A 15,345-nucleotide genomic window follows, 5' to 3' on the forward strand; every position below is an offset into this window, starting at 1 on the left:
TGACCATGTCAATGTGATCAGGCTCTTTTTTATAACTTTTGATTCTATAAGGTATGAGTGGTAGGTGGTTATTAGCGGGAGCTCGTTATTAATTTATCCAGCCTAGTAGTTGCCACCATAGAAAATCTAAAGGCATCAATACGACAACAGTAATAGCCGTCAAGGGTAGGGTAATTTTTAATAGCTTAGAGAGAGGCTCTTTTGATAATTGCATTGCGACGACTAGTGGGCCCACTTGATATGGGAAAATTACGGTCGAAAAGCCAATGACTTGAGTCATGATGACGGCCGGTAGAGAGAACCCGGTTATTTGAGCGAAATCTCCTGCCATAGGTGTTAATACCGTTGGCACGCCTGGAATTGTTGCGATTAATCCTGTGAGCGTTGAAATGATAGACAGAGCCATGAAGCTTAGGAATGAGTTGTCTTGATCTGCTGGAAGCATGTGCCCAAATAGCTGACCTAATGTTGAGCCAATGCCGGATTCATTAACCAGTGCTCCTAGCCCTAAGGCACCTGCAACGAAAATCACTGTGGCAAAATCAACGGAGCTATTAAATGCTTTTGGTTCTACCACCCCCCATTTAGGTAACAGGAGAATAATCGCGGTTACTAAACCTACCCAGGCGGGGTTGATACCGTGAATGCTATCCGTTATCCAGAATAACAATGTGATAGCAAGCAAAATACCGACTTTCTTCTGCATCTTTTGGTCGGAAACGACACTTTCGTTGTTGGTGTCTTTAGTCATTAACGGAGCTGAAATTTCGTCAGGGAAAATACGTACTACCAACCAAATAACGACCAAAGATTTAACGATACCTAATATGGGAAAGTGAAGCAGCAAATATTCGGTGTAACCAAAGGTAATATTAAAAAGGTTTTCACTTGAACCCGCTAAGATCATGTTTGGAATATTGGCAGGTAATATTGCAAAACTAGGCATATTGCACGAAATAGTGAGGGCTGTAGCAATGCCTATTCGACCATTACTGCCATTTTTAAGCCCAATGGTGTCCGCTAATGCCATGCCGATAGGAATTAAAACCACCGCTCTACCTACCGAAGAAGGCATGATAAACCCTAGCATCATGGCACTGAAGACCAAACCGGTGATAAGTCGCGGATAACTGACCGTTAAGTAGGGAGAAATCAGTGTTGCAAGCTTTTGACCCAACCCAGATTTGGAAATTGCTGTGCCAATAATGAATCCCGAAATGATGAGCCATACAGCGGTAGAACCAAAACCTGCGAATAGTATTGATGGTGATATCAAACCTAATATCGTGACTAAAGCAAAGAAAATCAAACTAGCCAAAAAAGGCGGAACGAACCCTGAGCTCCAAAAAACGAGGGTCACTAAGATAATAGCGGCACTTCGAGAAAATATTTCGGAATGACCTAAAAGTGGATAAATACTAATAATAAGTGCAAATACCAAAGTGATAATTACAGCGACTGACTTTATATTTAGTCGGCTGACCATATATTTTTTCTCCTGAACTTTGATAATAATTAGGTTCTGTTAATCTAAAAGATCAACTGGGTATAGATATATTATTGAGTTGTTTCTAAAATACCTTTTTTTGATACGTTTTAACGAGACAGGATGTCAAAACATATTCCTAACACGACAATGTTATCGCCTAGTGATGTTGCTTTTATTTTAGACCCAGCTCAACCTGTGCTAACCCACAGTCGTAGTATGGTTGCAGAGTCTGCTATTGAGCCGCATACCCATCCCAGAGGACAACTCCTTTGGGGCAGTAAAGGCATTTTGCGCGTAGCCAGTGAAAAAGCTATTTGGGTTGTTCCATCTACGCATGCTGTATGGATCCCGGGAGGCCATGCTCATCAGGTCAGTAATGAAACGGCTACGCAAACCCGTAATCTATATGTTGATCCCTCGTTTTGTGTTCGTCAGAACTCTGAGAAAGTCGTCATGTTGAAGATGAGTTCATTAATGCGAGAGGTCATACTCAGGCTTACAGAAAGTTCAAGTTCTTTGACAAAAGAAAGGGTGCATAACTTAGGTTTGGTTGCTCTTGATGAACTTGAATCTTTGGAAGCATTGGAACTCTATATGCCATCAGGACATGATCCTCGTCTGCAACGTTTGATCCGTATTATTGTTAATCAACCTGAGCAATCTCTATTGCTTGAACAATTGGCAAGTCAGGTAGGGGCAAGTGTCCGTACTATTGAAAGGTTGTTTAAAGCTGAAACGGGATTGACATTCCGCCAATGGCGTAGCCGTTTTCGTTTGATGAATTCATTGGAGAAGATTTCTCAGGGATATAACACGACCTTGGTTGCACATGACCTAGGTTATAGTAGCGTGAGCAGTTTTATCTCTTCTTTTAAAAAATTGTTTGGTTGTACACCTAAGGAATATGCACAAAGGTAATTCTTTTATTTTATTCCATTTCTATCTTACTGATAACGCTGCTGGTTAACTTATATAGCGAAAGGTTTTGTCAGTTTCGTACTAAAAAGTCCTGATTTTTAAAATATAAGAATCAGGACGATTAAGACAATAAATGGTATCCCTTACCTTTATTCTTTCATGGTAGATCTATATTTCATGTCATCTTCATACATCATATGAAAAACTTTGTACTTTCTATTATAGAAACGTTTCATCTTTTCTGTTTGTGGCATAACTACTTTGCTAATGCGGCTCATCGCACTCATTGCATCCGGAATATCGCTATGAAAGCCTGCAGCAACTGAACCTAACATTGCTGAACCTAATAATACGGCTTCGCTTTCTTCTGGTAACAATATAGTACAACCTGTCGCGTTTGCGTGTTCTTGTAGGAATATTGGGTTTTTGGTTCCTCCTCCACAAGCCATGATGGTATCGATGGCATAACCTGCTTGATTCATTGCATCAATGATATGTCGCGTGCCTAGTGCGATGCCTTGTATGGTGGATAAATATTGTAATGCCATGTCATCGAATGTTTGTGACATTGTTAAACCTGTAATGGTGCCAGTTAAGTGCGGATTCGCCCTTGGAGAACGGTTTCCATGAAAATAGGGAAGGATGTGCATATCTTGCGTGAGATAAGCAATCTTTTCATGTGTTCCTGCGAGCTTTAATAACTTTTCATTGAGTAATTGATAAATCGTTTTATTTTGACTTTTGGCTAACTCTATCGCTTCTGAATAAAGAGGGTGCGAGCTTATCATATGGTCGATTAAAGCACCTGTTGCTGATTGTCCCCCCTCATTCAGCCAATAATTAGGGATCATTGCACTGTAATACGCACCCCATACGCCATCTATAAATTTAGCACTTTTTGAGACGGCCATATGACATGATGAGGTTCCACCAATTAAAGCTAAACGCTTATTGAAGTCTGCTTTTTCTCCTGTGATACCGGTGGCGCCTAATACACCAATCCCGCCGGCATGTGCATCAATGATTGAGGTACCAACTGCTGTCCCAGCAATCAACCCTAAATCATCAGCCGCATGAGGCGTTAAGCCATCACCAACAGGATGACCCATAGGAAGAATGGTATTACCTATGGTTTGTGCATTATTTTCTAATAAATCATTTAGGCCAATTTGTTTTAAAAAGTGTTTATCCCATTTATTTTCATGTCCTACGTAAGTCCATTTACATACTGTTGAACATAACGAACGACTTGCAGTGTGAGTGGCTTTCCATGTTAAAAAATCTGGTAAATCAAAAAAGTAACCTGCTTTAGACCAGGTGTTTGGCATGTTTTGTTTTAACCAAAGTAGTTTAGGCATTTGCATTTCTGGTGATATTCGGTTTCCAACGTAGGCTAATACAGGATGCTGAGTCTCATTAATACGTTCAGTTTGTCTGATGGCTCTGTGATCCATCCACATGATCACATTTTGTTCGCTTCTACCTTTCGGGCTGACCGTAATAGGCGTGCCATCCTTATCTAGTACTACTAATGAGCAGGTCGCATCAAAACCAATGCCTTTGATTTGGATCGGATCAATATTGGTTTGCGCTAATGCATCCTTAACTGACATACAAACAGCGTTCCATATATTATCTGATGACTGCTCGACAAAATTATCTTGTGGTTTAAAAATAAGAATATTACGTTTCGCTTCACTGATTTTTCTGCCTAAGGTATCGAAAATACCAGCTCTTGCACTACCGCTGCCTACATCCACTCCGATAAAGTAAATACTCATATTACTCTCCCTTAAGCTTTATTCTTTTGTAAGAAAATAAATAAAATTAAAATACCGCCCCATAGAGCCATAGTGAGATAACTGCTGATCCCGAGTAGATTGAAACCACTTTCTAATGTTTGTAGAACAACGAGTGCCAGAGTAATACCAATGATCCGGCCAAAACCACCATCCGGGTTTACTCCACCTAATACAGAAGCGAGAATAGCGATTAAAAGATACGATTCTCCGTAACCTGCTTTGGCAGAATTGAATTTCGCCATCATCAAAATTGCAGCAACCCAGCAAAGTATGGAAGAAAGGATATAGACATAAATTGTAGCTTTTTGTGTATCTATACCAGAAAAGCGAGTGGCTTTTTCATTCGATCCCATCAAATAAATGATTCGACCAAGACTGGTATGCTCGAGTATGGTCCACAAACCAATGGCAAGCGTAATAAATAAAACCATTGGAATTGGGATCCCGAAAATAGTGCCATTACCTATTATTAATAAAAAATCTGGGAAGCCTGAGATCACACTACCGCCAGAGATTAATACATTTAAACCATTCATTAATGTCATGGTTCCTAAGGTGGCTAAAATAGGGGAGACCCCAACATACGCGATTAAAGCACCATTGATTATCCCAATAAAAACTGCAGCGAATAGGCCAACCAGTAAAGCGAGCAGAAGTATCATTCCACTATCTGTCTGGGTTGATAGAATGCTAGCCATGATCAAACCACAAGCATTCGTCGTAGCGATGATCGATAAGTTAATTCCTCCAGTGAGCATACAAACAGCCATAGCAAGCGCTAACAAGCCAAGCAAAGGCATCTGTGAAGCCATTGATTGCCAATTATCAATGGAGAAAAAAGAAGCACCTACGGTACTGCCCATGGTAATAATTATGCCCAGTAAAATGATCAACAAATAACGAATGTTTTTATCGATAGGCGACTTCAAGATATTAATCATTAGCATTCTCCTACTTGATTGACTTGTTTCTTTTCATTGATTGCCGTCATGCTGATACTCACAATAATAATTAAGCCAGTCACTACAGTATGCCAATAGGAAGGAACGCCAAGGATGGTTAACCCATTTTTTAAAATCGCCAAAAGGATCACCCCTAAAATAACGCCAAGGAGTGTACCTTTCCCTCCTGTCATACTGGCACCACCGAGTACAACAGCTGCTAATACTGTCAGTTCAAACCCCATTAAAGCGTTGGGTGCAACTGATTGTGTGATTTGTGTTTGAACGACGGAAGCAATACCAGCTAATGCCCCCATATAGCCGTAAGCAAATAAATTGATCCCTAATAAACTAATCCCGATTCGACTTGCAGCATCAGCGTTACCACCGACAGCATAAATTTGTCTTCCTAGACGTGTTTTTTTCATTAAAAATGAAGTCATAGTGATCACTGCAATTAACATTAAGATTGGGAGTGAAAATCCATAATCATAACCATCACTGCCTGTAAAAGTGAGTAATTCAACGCCATTCATAAACCAATCTGGAAAACCGTATAACCAGTTGCCATCTGTGACATAAATTAATAGACCAAAGAATATATTTAATGTTGAGATAGTAATGATGATAGAGGGCACTTTTAGGCGGTAAACGAGTAGAGCGTTGATCAAACCAAGTAGCGCACCAACAACTGATGCGATGGTGAATGCAATGATGAAGTTACCGCCTATATTCAATAGGTAAGTTGCTGTCACATATTGTGCAATTGCAGCGGTTGCTGGGAATGAAATATCAATACCGCCTGAAATTAATACGACAAACAACCCACATGCCATGATACCGAGTAGTGCTGAACTCGTTGTCATATCAAAAATATTACCGAGAGTTAAAAAGTCTTCAGTTACAATACCGAGTAGTAAGACGATTATCGCAATGATGAAAAATAAATAAAATTCATGATGCTTTGTGAGTGAACGAATAGATAAGTTAAGCATTGACTGCCTCCATTATTACTTGTTCAGAAGAATGAGTAGGCAAAAATTCATGTGTAAAACGACCTTCTTTCATCACAATAATACGATGACTATTATGGTAAACCTCTGGAATTTCATCGCTGATTAAAATAATAGCCATCCCTTGTTTTGCTAATTCTTGCACAATGTTATAAATCGCTTCTTTGTTGGCTACGTCTACACCAACGGTTGGAGAGTCAAGGATCAATATATCTGGATTGACCGCTATCCATTTTGCAATCGAGATGCGTTGTGCATTACCACCAGATAAACTTGTCACGGGTAAATTAGGATCGGACACTTTAATGGATAAGGAAGAGATAAGTTTATTGACTAATTCTTTCGCCTTAGCATGGTTAAATAACCCGGATGCTTTTTTTAGTTTTTTTAATATCGCAGAAGTAATATTGTTATTAATAGGTTGTTCCATTACGAGGCCGGTTGTCATTCGGTCTTCTGATACATAACCAATCCCATGAGAAATTGCTTGGCGATTAGAATTAAAGGTTACTTTTTTAGTGTTAATGTATATTTCACCACTGTCAGGCTGAGTCATTCCAAATAAAGCTAAGCACAGTTCGGTTCTGCCTGATCCAAGAAGCCCAGTAATAGAAAGTATTTCGCCTGAACGTACAGAGAAGGAAATATCATAAAATTGAGCATGTTTATTGAGATTTTTTACTTCTAATTTTATGTCGCCATGCACCGTATTGGCTGGGAGTGGATTAAACGTAAAGCGTTGACCTGTCATCAAATAAGCCAGCTCGTCACTATCTACATCTTCCACATTATAAGTACCGACAGTTTCACCATCTCTTATCACGGTGATCCTATCGGATATTTCCATAACTTCATCTAACTTATGACTTACAAATACAATAGTTACACCTTTAGATTTTAAATCGGCAACGACTTTGATGAGGTGATTTACTTCTGTTCTAGTCAAAGAAGCTGTTGGTTCATCCATGATCATAAGTTTTGCGTCAGATGCCATTGCTCGACAAATGGCTACAAGCTGACATTCTGCAATAGATAAATCTTCAACATTCTTATGTAAGGGTAAACTCACACCGACTTTATTCATGGCAGTGACAGCAATGTTTTCCATTGTCTTTTTATTGACCAGTCCTTTCGCCCAATGGATGTGATCATGAATGGCGATGTTTTCAGCAACGGTCAAGTTTGGAAACAGTGATAAGTCTTGATAAATGACTTGTATACCATGCTCTATCGATTGCTGTGGGGTGAGTCGTGAATAGGTTTGACCATTTAATTCTATGGATGCCCCTTTTTCCGGAGCATGAACACCTGAAATCACTTTAAATAATGTGCTTTTTCCGCACCCATTTTTTCCGGCTAAGCAATGAACTTCACCCTTGTTAAACGTTAGATTTATATTTGAGAGTGCTTTGACGGAACCAAAATGTTTTGAAATTTGTTTTAATGTAATAAAGGGGATATTAGACATGAAAATTTCCCAAAAAAGAAAGGGCAGCCATTACATGCACTGCCCAACAGCGATAAAGAATTAAAAGCCTAAAGTACGTGCATTCGTCTTATCTACTTCTAAAATACGGTTAAATTTGACCACGCGATTTTCTGTATCGACATCTGCTTGGCCTAAGCCTTCTACTGTCATACCTTGAGAGACTTCTTTTCCCTCAAGCATTGTTTTTGCAATAGCCACCATAGCGTAGCCAGCATCTGCCGGGTTCCATAAGAAACCTTTATCAATATCACCAGTCGCTAAATAAGGAGCTGCTTGGCTTGGCATCATGATCCCGACAACACTCACTTTATCTTTTGCGCGTTTTTTCTTAATGGCTTGTCCCGCTCCAATACCACCTAAAGAACCATAAGAAATGATTCCTTTCATATCTGAATGTGCTTTCATAAGGTCGTTTGTTGCGGCATAAGATTTTTCAATACTTTCAGCCACAGGCATACGAGATGTCACTTCAAACATTTTTGGATAAGTTTGTTTTTGGTAATCGATGGCTAGATTAGCCCAGTTATTATGTAATGGAACGGTCAATGAACCTACGTATATGGCATAGCCACCTTCTTGATTCATATTCTTTGCCAATTCATCCATAGTGGCGTGAGCATAAGCTTTGTTATCTATCGTCTCTATATCCCAATCAGCACCGTGTTTGTCCGGCGATTCATGAGTGAGAACAACGATCCCTTTTTCTCGAGCTTTTTTAAAAACGGGTTCGAGTACGGTGACATCATTCGGCACGACGGTAATTGCATCGACACCTTTGGCGATTAAATCTTCTATTATTTTGACTTGTTGAGCTGGATCGGGTGTTGATGGTCCTAATTGTCTCGCATTGACATTAAAGTCACTTGCCGCTTTTTCTACACCTTTGTTCATTTGATTAAACCAAGGTATTCCAGAAACTTTTACGACATTGACTATTTCATAGTCTTTTGCTTGAACATTTGTAGTACATAATGCAATGGCAGCTATAGCAGTATTGAGAAAACCCTTTTTCATAGTTATCAATCCTTTTGTTTATTATATAGGGGGTGAATCGATAACTAGATGTTAGGGGGTATTTCAAGTATAAAATAACAACGAACATTAATTCTGTGATAGACGCACGATAATGTTATCTATGCGTTAAATTTATGTTAATTTTGTGTTTCTTTGTTGGTTTTCGTTATTAATTTTACGGAATATTTAACCTTTTACTTTTTGATTTAACACTTTGTTAACATGTTTGCGCTTAGTGTGGCTTTTTTCTGTAAAAAAAAGGTGCGGCTAAATATAAAAATGATGGTTATCATTAATCAATCTAGGGTTATATGAGTTTGATCACTAAATAGACCATCAACTCCTAGTTTTGATAATAATTGGCTTAATTTTGCTGTGATAAATCTTTACTTTTTTTGTTATGAAATTACATGTTAGCTTATTAGAAAGCTGACCTATTTGCAGAAAAATGATCGGAAGATCACATTATTTTAATGATTAAATTGGATGATAAATAACGGATAAGAATGTATATTTATTTGAATTAATTAAAATAAATAATATAAGTATTAGCCCCCGCCGCTGAGTTATTCACATTGGGGGCTAGATCTATTAAAGAGTTAAATACTTCAAGTAAGCATTTCTTAAACGATCTACATTGCTATTAAAGTAACTTGGTGTAAATCGGCTTCTGTTATAGTACTGCTTTGAGAGATCATGTTGGAAACTTAATTTTGAACCTAAGCCAGTATTGAGCTGATTATGATTTTCTTCGGTTCAAACATTACTCTTTATCTGCAGTTTAGCCATAGTTTTTGCAGGATTTGGCTATTATGGTGAAGTGACTAATATTGCCGAATCAATAATGTTTTATAGCTTCCTTGCTGTATTTGCTGTCTATGCATTTTTGCTGGCATATGTATGGCGAATTACGGCTAAATTACGCTCTTGGTTCTATCTAGAGACTCATCACTCCAAAACTACAGATGAGTCTTCAATATCAAAAGACATCAAAACCTTTGAGCAGTTTTAGGTTGGTATTGTAGATTAGAGTTAGCGGCTTGGTTATTATCATCCTACCTATTCCCAATAAGCATTAATTTAATATGTTACTTGAAGGCATTGAAACTCTGCTGGTCTTGAGTCATGAAAAAACCATGAGTCGTGTCGGTAGCCAACTGTATATTAGTCAATCGGCGGTCAGTAAGCGTATTGCTTTGCTGGAAAAGAAGTTAGGTAAAAAGTTGATAGTGCCGGATGGACGACATGTGCGTTTAACGCCGGCGGCCAAAGAATTGATTGCCAGTGTCGAACCAACTTTTCATGAGCTGCAAGGCCGTATTTATGAGCAACATACTTTAAATGATGACACAGTCATTCATTTAGATTGTTCAGAAACCTTGGTGGCGGGGTATCTATCTAGCATGATGGGGAGATATTTTAAGCAAGACTCGGCGATACATATCAGTACGCACCATACTCCTCGAATTGTTGAGCGGGTGCAATCAGGGAAAGCGACGATAGGCTTTTGTGCCGGCGAAATTCCCACCAAGCACGGGCTTAAAGTCGTGCGCTTGTGTGATGAGCCATTTGTGTTAGTAAGCCAGAAACCCTTGAAAGCCTTGCCTCAACAGATTATCACTAATGATTTATCGAATCCTGCGAATCGCTACCAATTTGATGTGTTATCCCAACTCGGGATTTTGGCATTGATGGAGATGGATTCCTACACCGCAGCCGCGCAACTTGCACTCGGTGGTGTCGCGCCAGCTTTGGTACCATTATCGATAGTTAAAACATTAAAAATTGAGGCGAAATATTGCTTTAGTTTTGATGAGCTAAAACCTCTATTTCGCCCAGTACATTTATGCTGCCGCCCCAATACTTATCGTAATGAACGAGTTAAAGCATTGATAGTAGCCATTGCTGATGCTGTTCCCACAGAAGCTTAATCGCCATGGTCATCGACATAATGATCACTAATGGGCGAACAATTTTTTGTCCATTGCCTAATACTACTTTGGCGCCTAAACGTGCACCAAGAAAGTTGCCCACTGCCATGGTTAACCCTAATTCCCAAATAGGTAATCCGGCCATAATAAAAAATGATAAAGCCGCAATATTCGAAGTGAAGTTAAGAATTTTGGTGCGGGCAGTCGCTGCGACTAAGCTATAGCGACCAATTGCCACGAAACATACTGCAAAGATAGAGCCGGTACCAGGGCCTAAAAACCCATCATAGAAACCGACACTAGTACCGATGATTAAGGCAAATGCTGCTTCAGAAAGTTTAGGTTTATCATCTGGATGTGGGGTGACGGATTGAGAAAATAGAAAGTAACCAGAGATAGCAATCAGCACGACGGGAATAATACTCATTAATAAATCAGGTTTAATTATTTGTACTGCTTCTGCGCCAAGCGCTGAGCCGATAAATGTACAAGCAATCGGCAGCCACATCGTTTTCAGTTTTACGGTACCGCTACGGATAAAATATAGACTGGCGGAAAAACTGCCAAACGAGCTTTGAAGCTTATTGGTTGCTAATGCTTGAGCGGGAGGAATACCTGCTGCCAATAACGCTGGTAAGGTTAGTAAACCACCACCACCTGCCATCGCGTCAATAAAGCCAGCTAATGCCGCCACACCGACGAGTAACGCCATGATCTCTAATGACAGTTCCATTTACCTTCCTTGTACCTAATGCTGTTCAAATTCGTGTTGTGACTATATCACTGAACTTTGGCATCGATTAGTAAAAGGAAGGAAATCAACCTATTCTTATAATTCATTAATCATTTTTTAGTAGTACCGACATGTCTTCCTGGGACATAGGCTTATAGAAAAAATACCCTTGTAGTAGTTGAACGCCACGGGATTTGAGGTAATCGGCTTGTTCTTTGGTTTCTACTCCTTCTGCAACCATTAATACATTCATACTATCGGCAAGGTTAATAATGCTATTTAACACCGGAGAATTTACCGACTTGATACCGATGGTATTAATAAAACAGCGGTCAATTTTTAGGTAATTAAACTCGGTATCCTGTAAGATAGATAAAGAGGTGTATCCGGTACCAAAATCATCGATAGAGACATCAATTCCTAGCTTTTGAATATTGGTCAGTACCGCTCTATCAGATTTATCAAGCAATTGTCGTTCCGTAATTTCAATGCCGAGTTTAAGACCTTGAGATTGATAGCGCTTGGCGTATGCTTCTAATTTTTCTAAGCATGAATTTTGTGATAAATAGCTAGGGGGAACATTAATACCAATATGTAAGCCATTGACCGTGTTTTGTTGCCAATCGTCTAATGCACGCTCGAATACAAAGTCAGTGATTTTATTGATGAGGCCATGCTGTTCTGCGACTGGAATAAAAATATCCGGGCTAATAAAACCAGTTCTTGGGTTGTTCCAACGGATCAACGCTTCCATACCTTGAATTCTAGTGGTGGAACTATCCACTAAGGGTTGATATACCAAATAAAACTCGTTTGCTTTAATCGCTTTTTTCATTTTTTCCGATAATGAACCTTTGGTTTGGTACCAGTATCTGATCAGGCACCAAAATATCGATAAGAATAACGAGATTGGGATGCTGAATAATACACAATTTATATAAAGCTCATTTGTGAGTTTATTACTTGGTTGAATCGAGATTTGAATATTTAAATGATCTGAACGAGCGGTCGTCAGAAAGTGGTTATCTTTAATATAGCTATTCGCAGGATAGGTTTTGCCTGAAACGGTCATGATGGAATGCATAATACGATCATCGTTGCCTAAACCCAGTCTTACATCGATATAACTTTGATCGATAATCGAAATGGCTGAACGCGAAGGGGTATCTTTACCTTTATCGACGATTATTAAGCTACGGACAGGTCCATTTTTATAAGGAAAATCAACTAAGTATTCACCCGTTTCCAGCATTTCGGCGGGTAGCTGATGCTTGATTTTTGACCAGTCCGATTCTGATCTTTTAGAAGAACAGGTTATTTTAGAGCCTTCTACAATCAGCATTTCTCTTAAAAACGCTTCAAATAACAGGTCTTTCTGGATTTGTTGGCAAGTGGTTGCATTATAAAGTGCTTGTAAATTTTTATCTCGAAGCTCATCGGCGATCACTGTTATTTGATTGACGTACGAATGAGAAATTCGGTGCAGCTTTTGCTTTAAGTGATTTTCTCCAATTAAAAAGAAAATTAATCCAATGATGGGGAATGGAAGGAGAAAAGTTGCTGCTAGCTTTTTAAATGCCTTGGGGCTGAGCACGGAATGTGACATTGAATATCGTAACCCTAATAACAACCAATCTGGTTGAGACGTTATTTTACTTATTGAATTAATTCATATTTTAGGGATGAAGATCATACTACTAAATATGAAGTCAGAAAATATTAGCATGGTTTATGGCGATGACTTTATTAAATTTTAATATGTAAGATGTTTTTAATTGTAATTAACACATTTTTAACTTTAGTCTACACTTTTGTGGAAAGCGAATTAGAGTTGATTTTAGTGAGTGGAAAGATGTTACGGTAGACCAAGTCGTATGGAATATCTCAAATTCAAATCTACACTGTGTTTGCAGGAGGAGATGACTAACAAGCCTGTCAATTAGAGAAAGTATTGCAAAAAGTTCGCCGTCATTCGATGTAAATAAAAGAGCATAAAAGTGAATGGTCTTCTTTAGAAGGGCATGTGTTTGTGGATGATGACGAGTGATTTACTTCAATAAGTCATAGTAACCTGGTAACTATTATCGCTAAGGTTACTTGATTATCGTTCTACGTTAGAATGGCGCTTTAGTATTTTGAAAGTGAAAGGTTATGATTGGTCTAGCAGTATTTTGGGCCGTAGTGATATTCGTTATTGGTTTACAACAAATTTTGATGAAGTCGCTAGGGCCAAGAGTGGTCAAAAACCCATTATCTAAAGGTTTATTCTACCTGTCTGCCATGGTGGGAACACCGATTCATGAAGCTTCACATGCAATAATAGCATTAATCTTTGGACATAAAATTCATAAGATAAGCTGGTTTCAAATGGGAAAAGATGGTCGGCTTGGTTATGTCGATCATAACTGGAATCAACGTTCACTTTACCAATCAATAGGTGTATTTTTTATTGCAATCGCTCCGTTATTGGCGGGCTTTTCAGTGATTGTGTTATTGCAGTATTGTTTAGCCATGCCAAGCATTCGACCTTTTGTTTTGAACGTGGATGTGGCGAATGTGTATACTGTTTCGGCCGCCGTTTTGCACTATTGTGGTTATGTAATAGAAACGTTTATTAATAGTGCGTTATCTTCTCATCAACATGCATTAACGCTACTACTTGCTTGCTTAATTTGCTTCCACTGCATTCCTAGCCGGGGAGATTTTAATCATGCATTGAAAGGTTCGGTGCTTGTTTTTGTGGTTGTCGTCGTATTGTGGACGATGTCTTTTTACTTCAATTTATTTCATCAGCAATGGATGCTCGCCACTTTCAATTTTTCGGTCAATGTTTCAGGCTTTATCTTAGCGATCGCTTTGCTTTCGATGGGCTGGTGGGGCATTTTGGTGATCCCCACTTTATTTTTTAGACGTTAATTTATTTTAATAACTCATCCATTAAACGTTCGATATTATTATTGATTTGTGATTTCGGGCGGATAAAGTAATAGCCTTTTCCTGAGCGAACTTTGAGCTGATATGGAGAGACAAGCCTACCTAGCTCTATGTCTGCTTGGGCTAGTATGGTATCACCAATCGCCATTCCAAAACCTTGTATTGCGGCATTAACCGATAGATCTAATGTGGCAAAATGTTGATTCTTTTTTCCTTTCAATGATGCCCACTCTGGTTGGTTTTGCTCGGTGGCCCACGCTTTTAACCATAACTTCCAATCTGATTTTTCTGGTGTGGCGTGCAGCCATGTTTGTTGTTCTAGTCTGTTTGCTTGTAGTGATTGGGGCTTATCTAACAAAGTAGGAGCGCAAACTGGAGTTAGAATTTCTTCAAATAATAAATGGTACTGTAATTGTTGATCTTGTTGACTAAAGGTATCGAGATCGCCATAACCAATTGCTGCATCAAAAGGCTCACTGGTAAAGTTGACACTGTGTTTAATGGTTGAGGTGAGCTCAACATCAATCTCAGGATTTTGCTGTTGAAAGTTCATTAGTTTGGGGAGTAACCATGAAGTTATGCAACTTGGAACTTTGAGCTTTATTTTACGTTTGTCATGAGCGATGTGTTCGATGGAACGCTGCAGGTGATTAAGTGTATGTTCAACCAAAGGCAGAAATTCTGCACCTTTGGGCGTGAGTGATAAACCTCGTGCGTGTCGATGAAACAAGATGACATCTAGTTGCTGCTCTAATGATAAGATTTGTCGACTAACCGCACCTTGAGTGAGGTTAAGCCGATTTGCTGCAGCGGTGAAGTTGAGTTCTTCAGCGGTTACCACAAATGCGTATAGTGCTTTAGTCGAAGGGAGTCGAATGGACATGAGCGTACCTTGTTCATCAATCGTAATAAAATCAAACACTCTCAAGTAATGATATTAGGTATGATTTTTTCTCATTGCTAGTATGCTTACTTTTCGCTTCTTATTGCAAGCTCTGTTTGTATAAAATCAATACTGAACTCAAAATGATTATTTATGCTAAAAATTAGAATTAAAAATTAAATTGAGTGTGGTTTTTGT

Annotated in this window: 12 protein-coding genes; 3 read left to right on the forward strand and 9 right to left on the reverse strand. The window is 38.9% G+C overall.

Features of this window, described 5'->3' with window-relative positions:
* Positions 1-88: 88 nt before the first annotated feature.
* Positions 89-1,486, reverse strand: a complete 1,398-nt coding sequence (locus tag ACE3G9_RS00775; RefSeq protein ID WP_449218172.1) for an SLC13 family permease — start codon at positions 1,484-1,486, stop codon at positions 89-91.
* Between the two features lie 123 nt (positions 1,487-1,609).
* On the opposite strand from ACE3G9_RS00775, the gene ACE3G9_RS00780 reads away from it, so the two are divergent.
* Entirely contained in the window at positions 1,610-2,407 is a 798-nt protein-coding gene (locus tag ACE3G9_RS00780) for a helix-turn-helix domain-containing protein (RefSeq protein ID WP_417880490.1), read from the forward strand.
* Positions 2,408-2,556: 149 nt separating this feature from the next.
* Here ACE3G9_RS00780 and ACE3G9_RS00785 read toward each other — a convergent pair whose 3' ends face one another.
* From ACE3G9_RS00785 to ACE3G9_RS00805, 5 genes are read right to left on the reverse strand one after another with little or no spacing between them, the layout of a single operon-like run.
* Entirely contained in the window at positions 2,557-4,188 is a 1,632-nt protein-coding gene (locus ACE3G9_RS00785) for an FGGY-family carbohydrate kinase (RefSeq protein WP_417880489.1), read from the reverse strand.
* An 11-nt stretch (positions 4,189-4,199) separates the two neighbouring features.
* Positions 4,200-5,150: an ABC transporter permease gene (locus tag ACE3G9_RS00790; RefSeq protein WP_417880488.1), complete on the reverse strand. Its 951-nt coding sequence runs from the start codon at positions 5,148-5,150 to the stop codon at positions 4,200-4,202.
* A complete protein-coding gene (locus tag ACE3G9_RS00795) occupies positions 5,150-6,145 on the reverse strand; it encodes an ABC transporter permease (protein WP_449218173.1) in 996 nt (331 codons plus the stop codon). Before ACE3G9_RS00795 ends, ACE3G9_RS00790 begins: the two co-directional genes overlap by 1 nt.
* Positions 6,138-7,631: a sugar ABC transporter ATP-binding protein gene (locus ACE3G9_RS00800; RefSeq protein ID WP_449218174.1), complete on the reverse strand. Its 1,494-nt coding sequence runs from the start codon at positions 7,629-7,631 to the stop codon at positions 6,138-6,140. The genes ACE3G9_RS00795 and ACE3G9_RS00800 overlap by 8 nt, the downstream gene beginning before the upstream one ends.
* A gap of 60 nt (positions 7,632-7,691) precedes the next feature.
* Positions 7,692-8,666 (reverse strand): substrate-binding domain-containing protein, encoded by a 975-nt coding sequence (locus ACE3G9_RS00805; protein ID WP_449218175.1) that lies wholly within the window; start codon positions 8,664-8,666, stop codon positions 7,692-7,694.
* 1,085 nt (positions 8,667-9,751) lie between these two features.
* Here ACE3G9_RS00805 and ACE3G9_RS00810 point away from each other — a divergent pair.
* Positions 9,752-10,597 carry a LysR family transcriptional regulator gene (locus tag ACE3G9_RS00810; protein ID WP_449218176.1) on the forward strand — a complete coding sequence of 282 codons (846 nt, stop codon included), beginning with the start codon at positions 9,752-9,754 and terminating at the stop codon, positions 10,595-10,597.
* Here the strand turns inward: ACE3G9_RS00810 and ACE3G9_RS00815 are convergent.
* Entirely contained in the window at positions 10,548-11,330 is a 783-nt protein-coding gene (locus ACE3G9_RS00815) for a TSUP family transporter (RefSeq protein ID WP_417880477.1), read from the reverse strand. The genes ACE3G9_RS00810 and ACE3G9_RS00815 overlap by 50 nt on opposite strands.
* Before the next feature lie 106 nt (positions 11,331-11,436).
* On the reverse strand, positions 11,437-12,936 hold the full coding sequence (locus ACE3G9_RS00820) for an EAL domain-containing protein (RefSeq protein ID WP_449218177.1): 1,500 nt from the start codon (positions 12,934-12,936) through the stop codon (positions 11,437-11,439).
* A 545-nt stretch (positions 12,937-13,481) separates the two neighbouring features.
* Between ACE3G9_RS00820 and ACE3G9_RS00825 the strand changes: the two genes are divergently transcribed.
* Entirely contained in the window at positions 13,482-14,246 is a 765-nt protein-coding gene (locus ACE3G9_RS00825) for a hypothetical protein (protein WP_449218178.1), read from the forward strand.
* 1 nt (position 14,247) lies between these two features.
* Here ACE3G9_RS00825 and ACE3G9_RS00830 read toward each other — a convergent pair whose 3' ends face one another.
* A complete protein-coding gene (locus ACE3G9_RS00830) occupies positions 14,248-15,147 on the reverse strand; it encodes a LysR family transcriptional regulator (RefSeq protein ID WP_449218179.1) in 900 nt (299 codons plus the stop codon).
* Positions 15,148-15,345: the final 198 nt, after the last annotated feature.

The organism is Vibrio sp. E150_018 (assembly GCF_053544035.1).

Coding starts and splice junctions, on each gene's coding strand:
- ACE3G9_RS00810 (WP_449218176.1), top strand. CDS start 9,752: ATGTTACTTGAAGGCATTGAAACTCTGCTGGTCTTGAGTCATGAAAAA.
- ACE3G9_RS00830 (WP_449218179.1), bottom strand. CDS start 15,147: ATGTCCATTCGACTCCCTTCGACTAAAGCACTATACGCATTTGTGGTA.
- ACE3G9_RS00780 (WP_417880490.1), top strand. CDS start 1,610: ATGTCAAAACATATTCCTAACACGACAATGTTATCGCCTAGTGATGTT.
- ACE3G9_RS00800 (WP_449218174.1), bottom strand. CDS start 7,631: ATGTCTAATATCCCCTTTATTACATTAAAACAAATTTCAAAACATTTT.
- ACE3G9_RS00825 (WP_449218178.1), top strand. CDS start 13,482: ATGATTGGTCTAGCAGTATTTTGGGCCGTAGTGATATTCGTTATTGGT.
- ACE3G9_RS00775 (WP_449218172.1), bottom strand. CDS start 1,486: ATGGTCAGCCGACTAAATATAAAGTCAGTCGCTGTAATTATCACTTTG.
- ACE3G9_RS00790 (WP_417880488.1), bottom strand. CDS start 5,150: ATGATTAATATCTTGAAGTCGCCTATCGATAAAAACATTCGTTATTTG.
- ACE3G9_RS00820 (WP_449218177.1), bottom strand. CDS start 12,936: ATGTCACATTCCGTGCTCAGCCCCAAGGCATTTAAAAAGCTAGCAGCA.
- ACE3G9_RS00785 (WP_417880489.1), bottom strand. CDS start 4,188: ATGAGTATTTACTTTATCGGAGTGGATGTAGGCAGCGGTAGTGCAAGA.
- ACE3G9_RS00795 (WP_449218173.1), bottom strand. CDS start 6,145: ATGCTTAACTTATCTATTCGTTCACTCACAAAGCATCATGAATTTTAT.
- ACE3G9_RS00815 (WP_417880477.1), bottom strand. CDS start 11,330: ATGGAACTGTCATTAGAGATCATGGCGTTACTCGTCGGTGTGGCGGCA.
- ACE3G9_RS00805 (WP_449218175.1), bottom strand. CDS start 8,666: ATGAAAAAGGGTTTTCTCAATACTGCTATAGCTGCCATTGCATTATGT.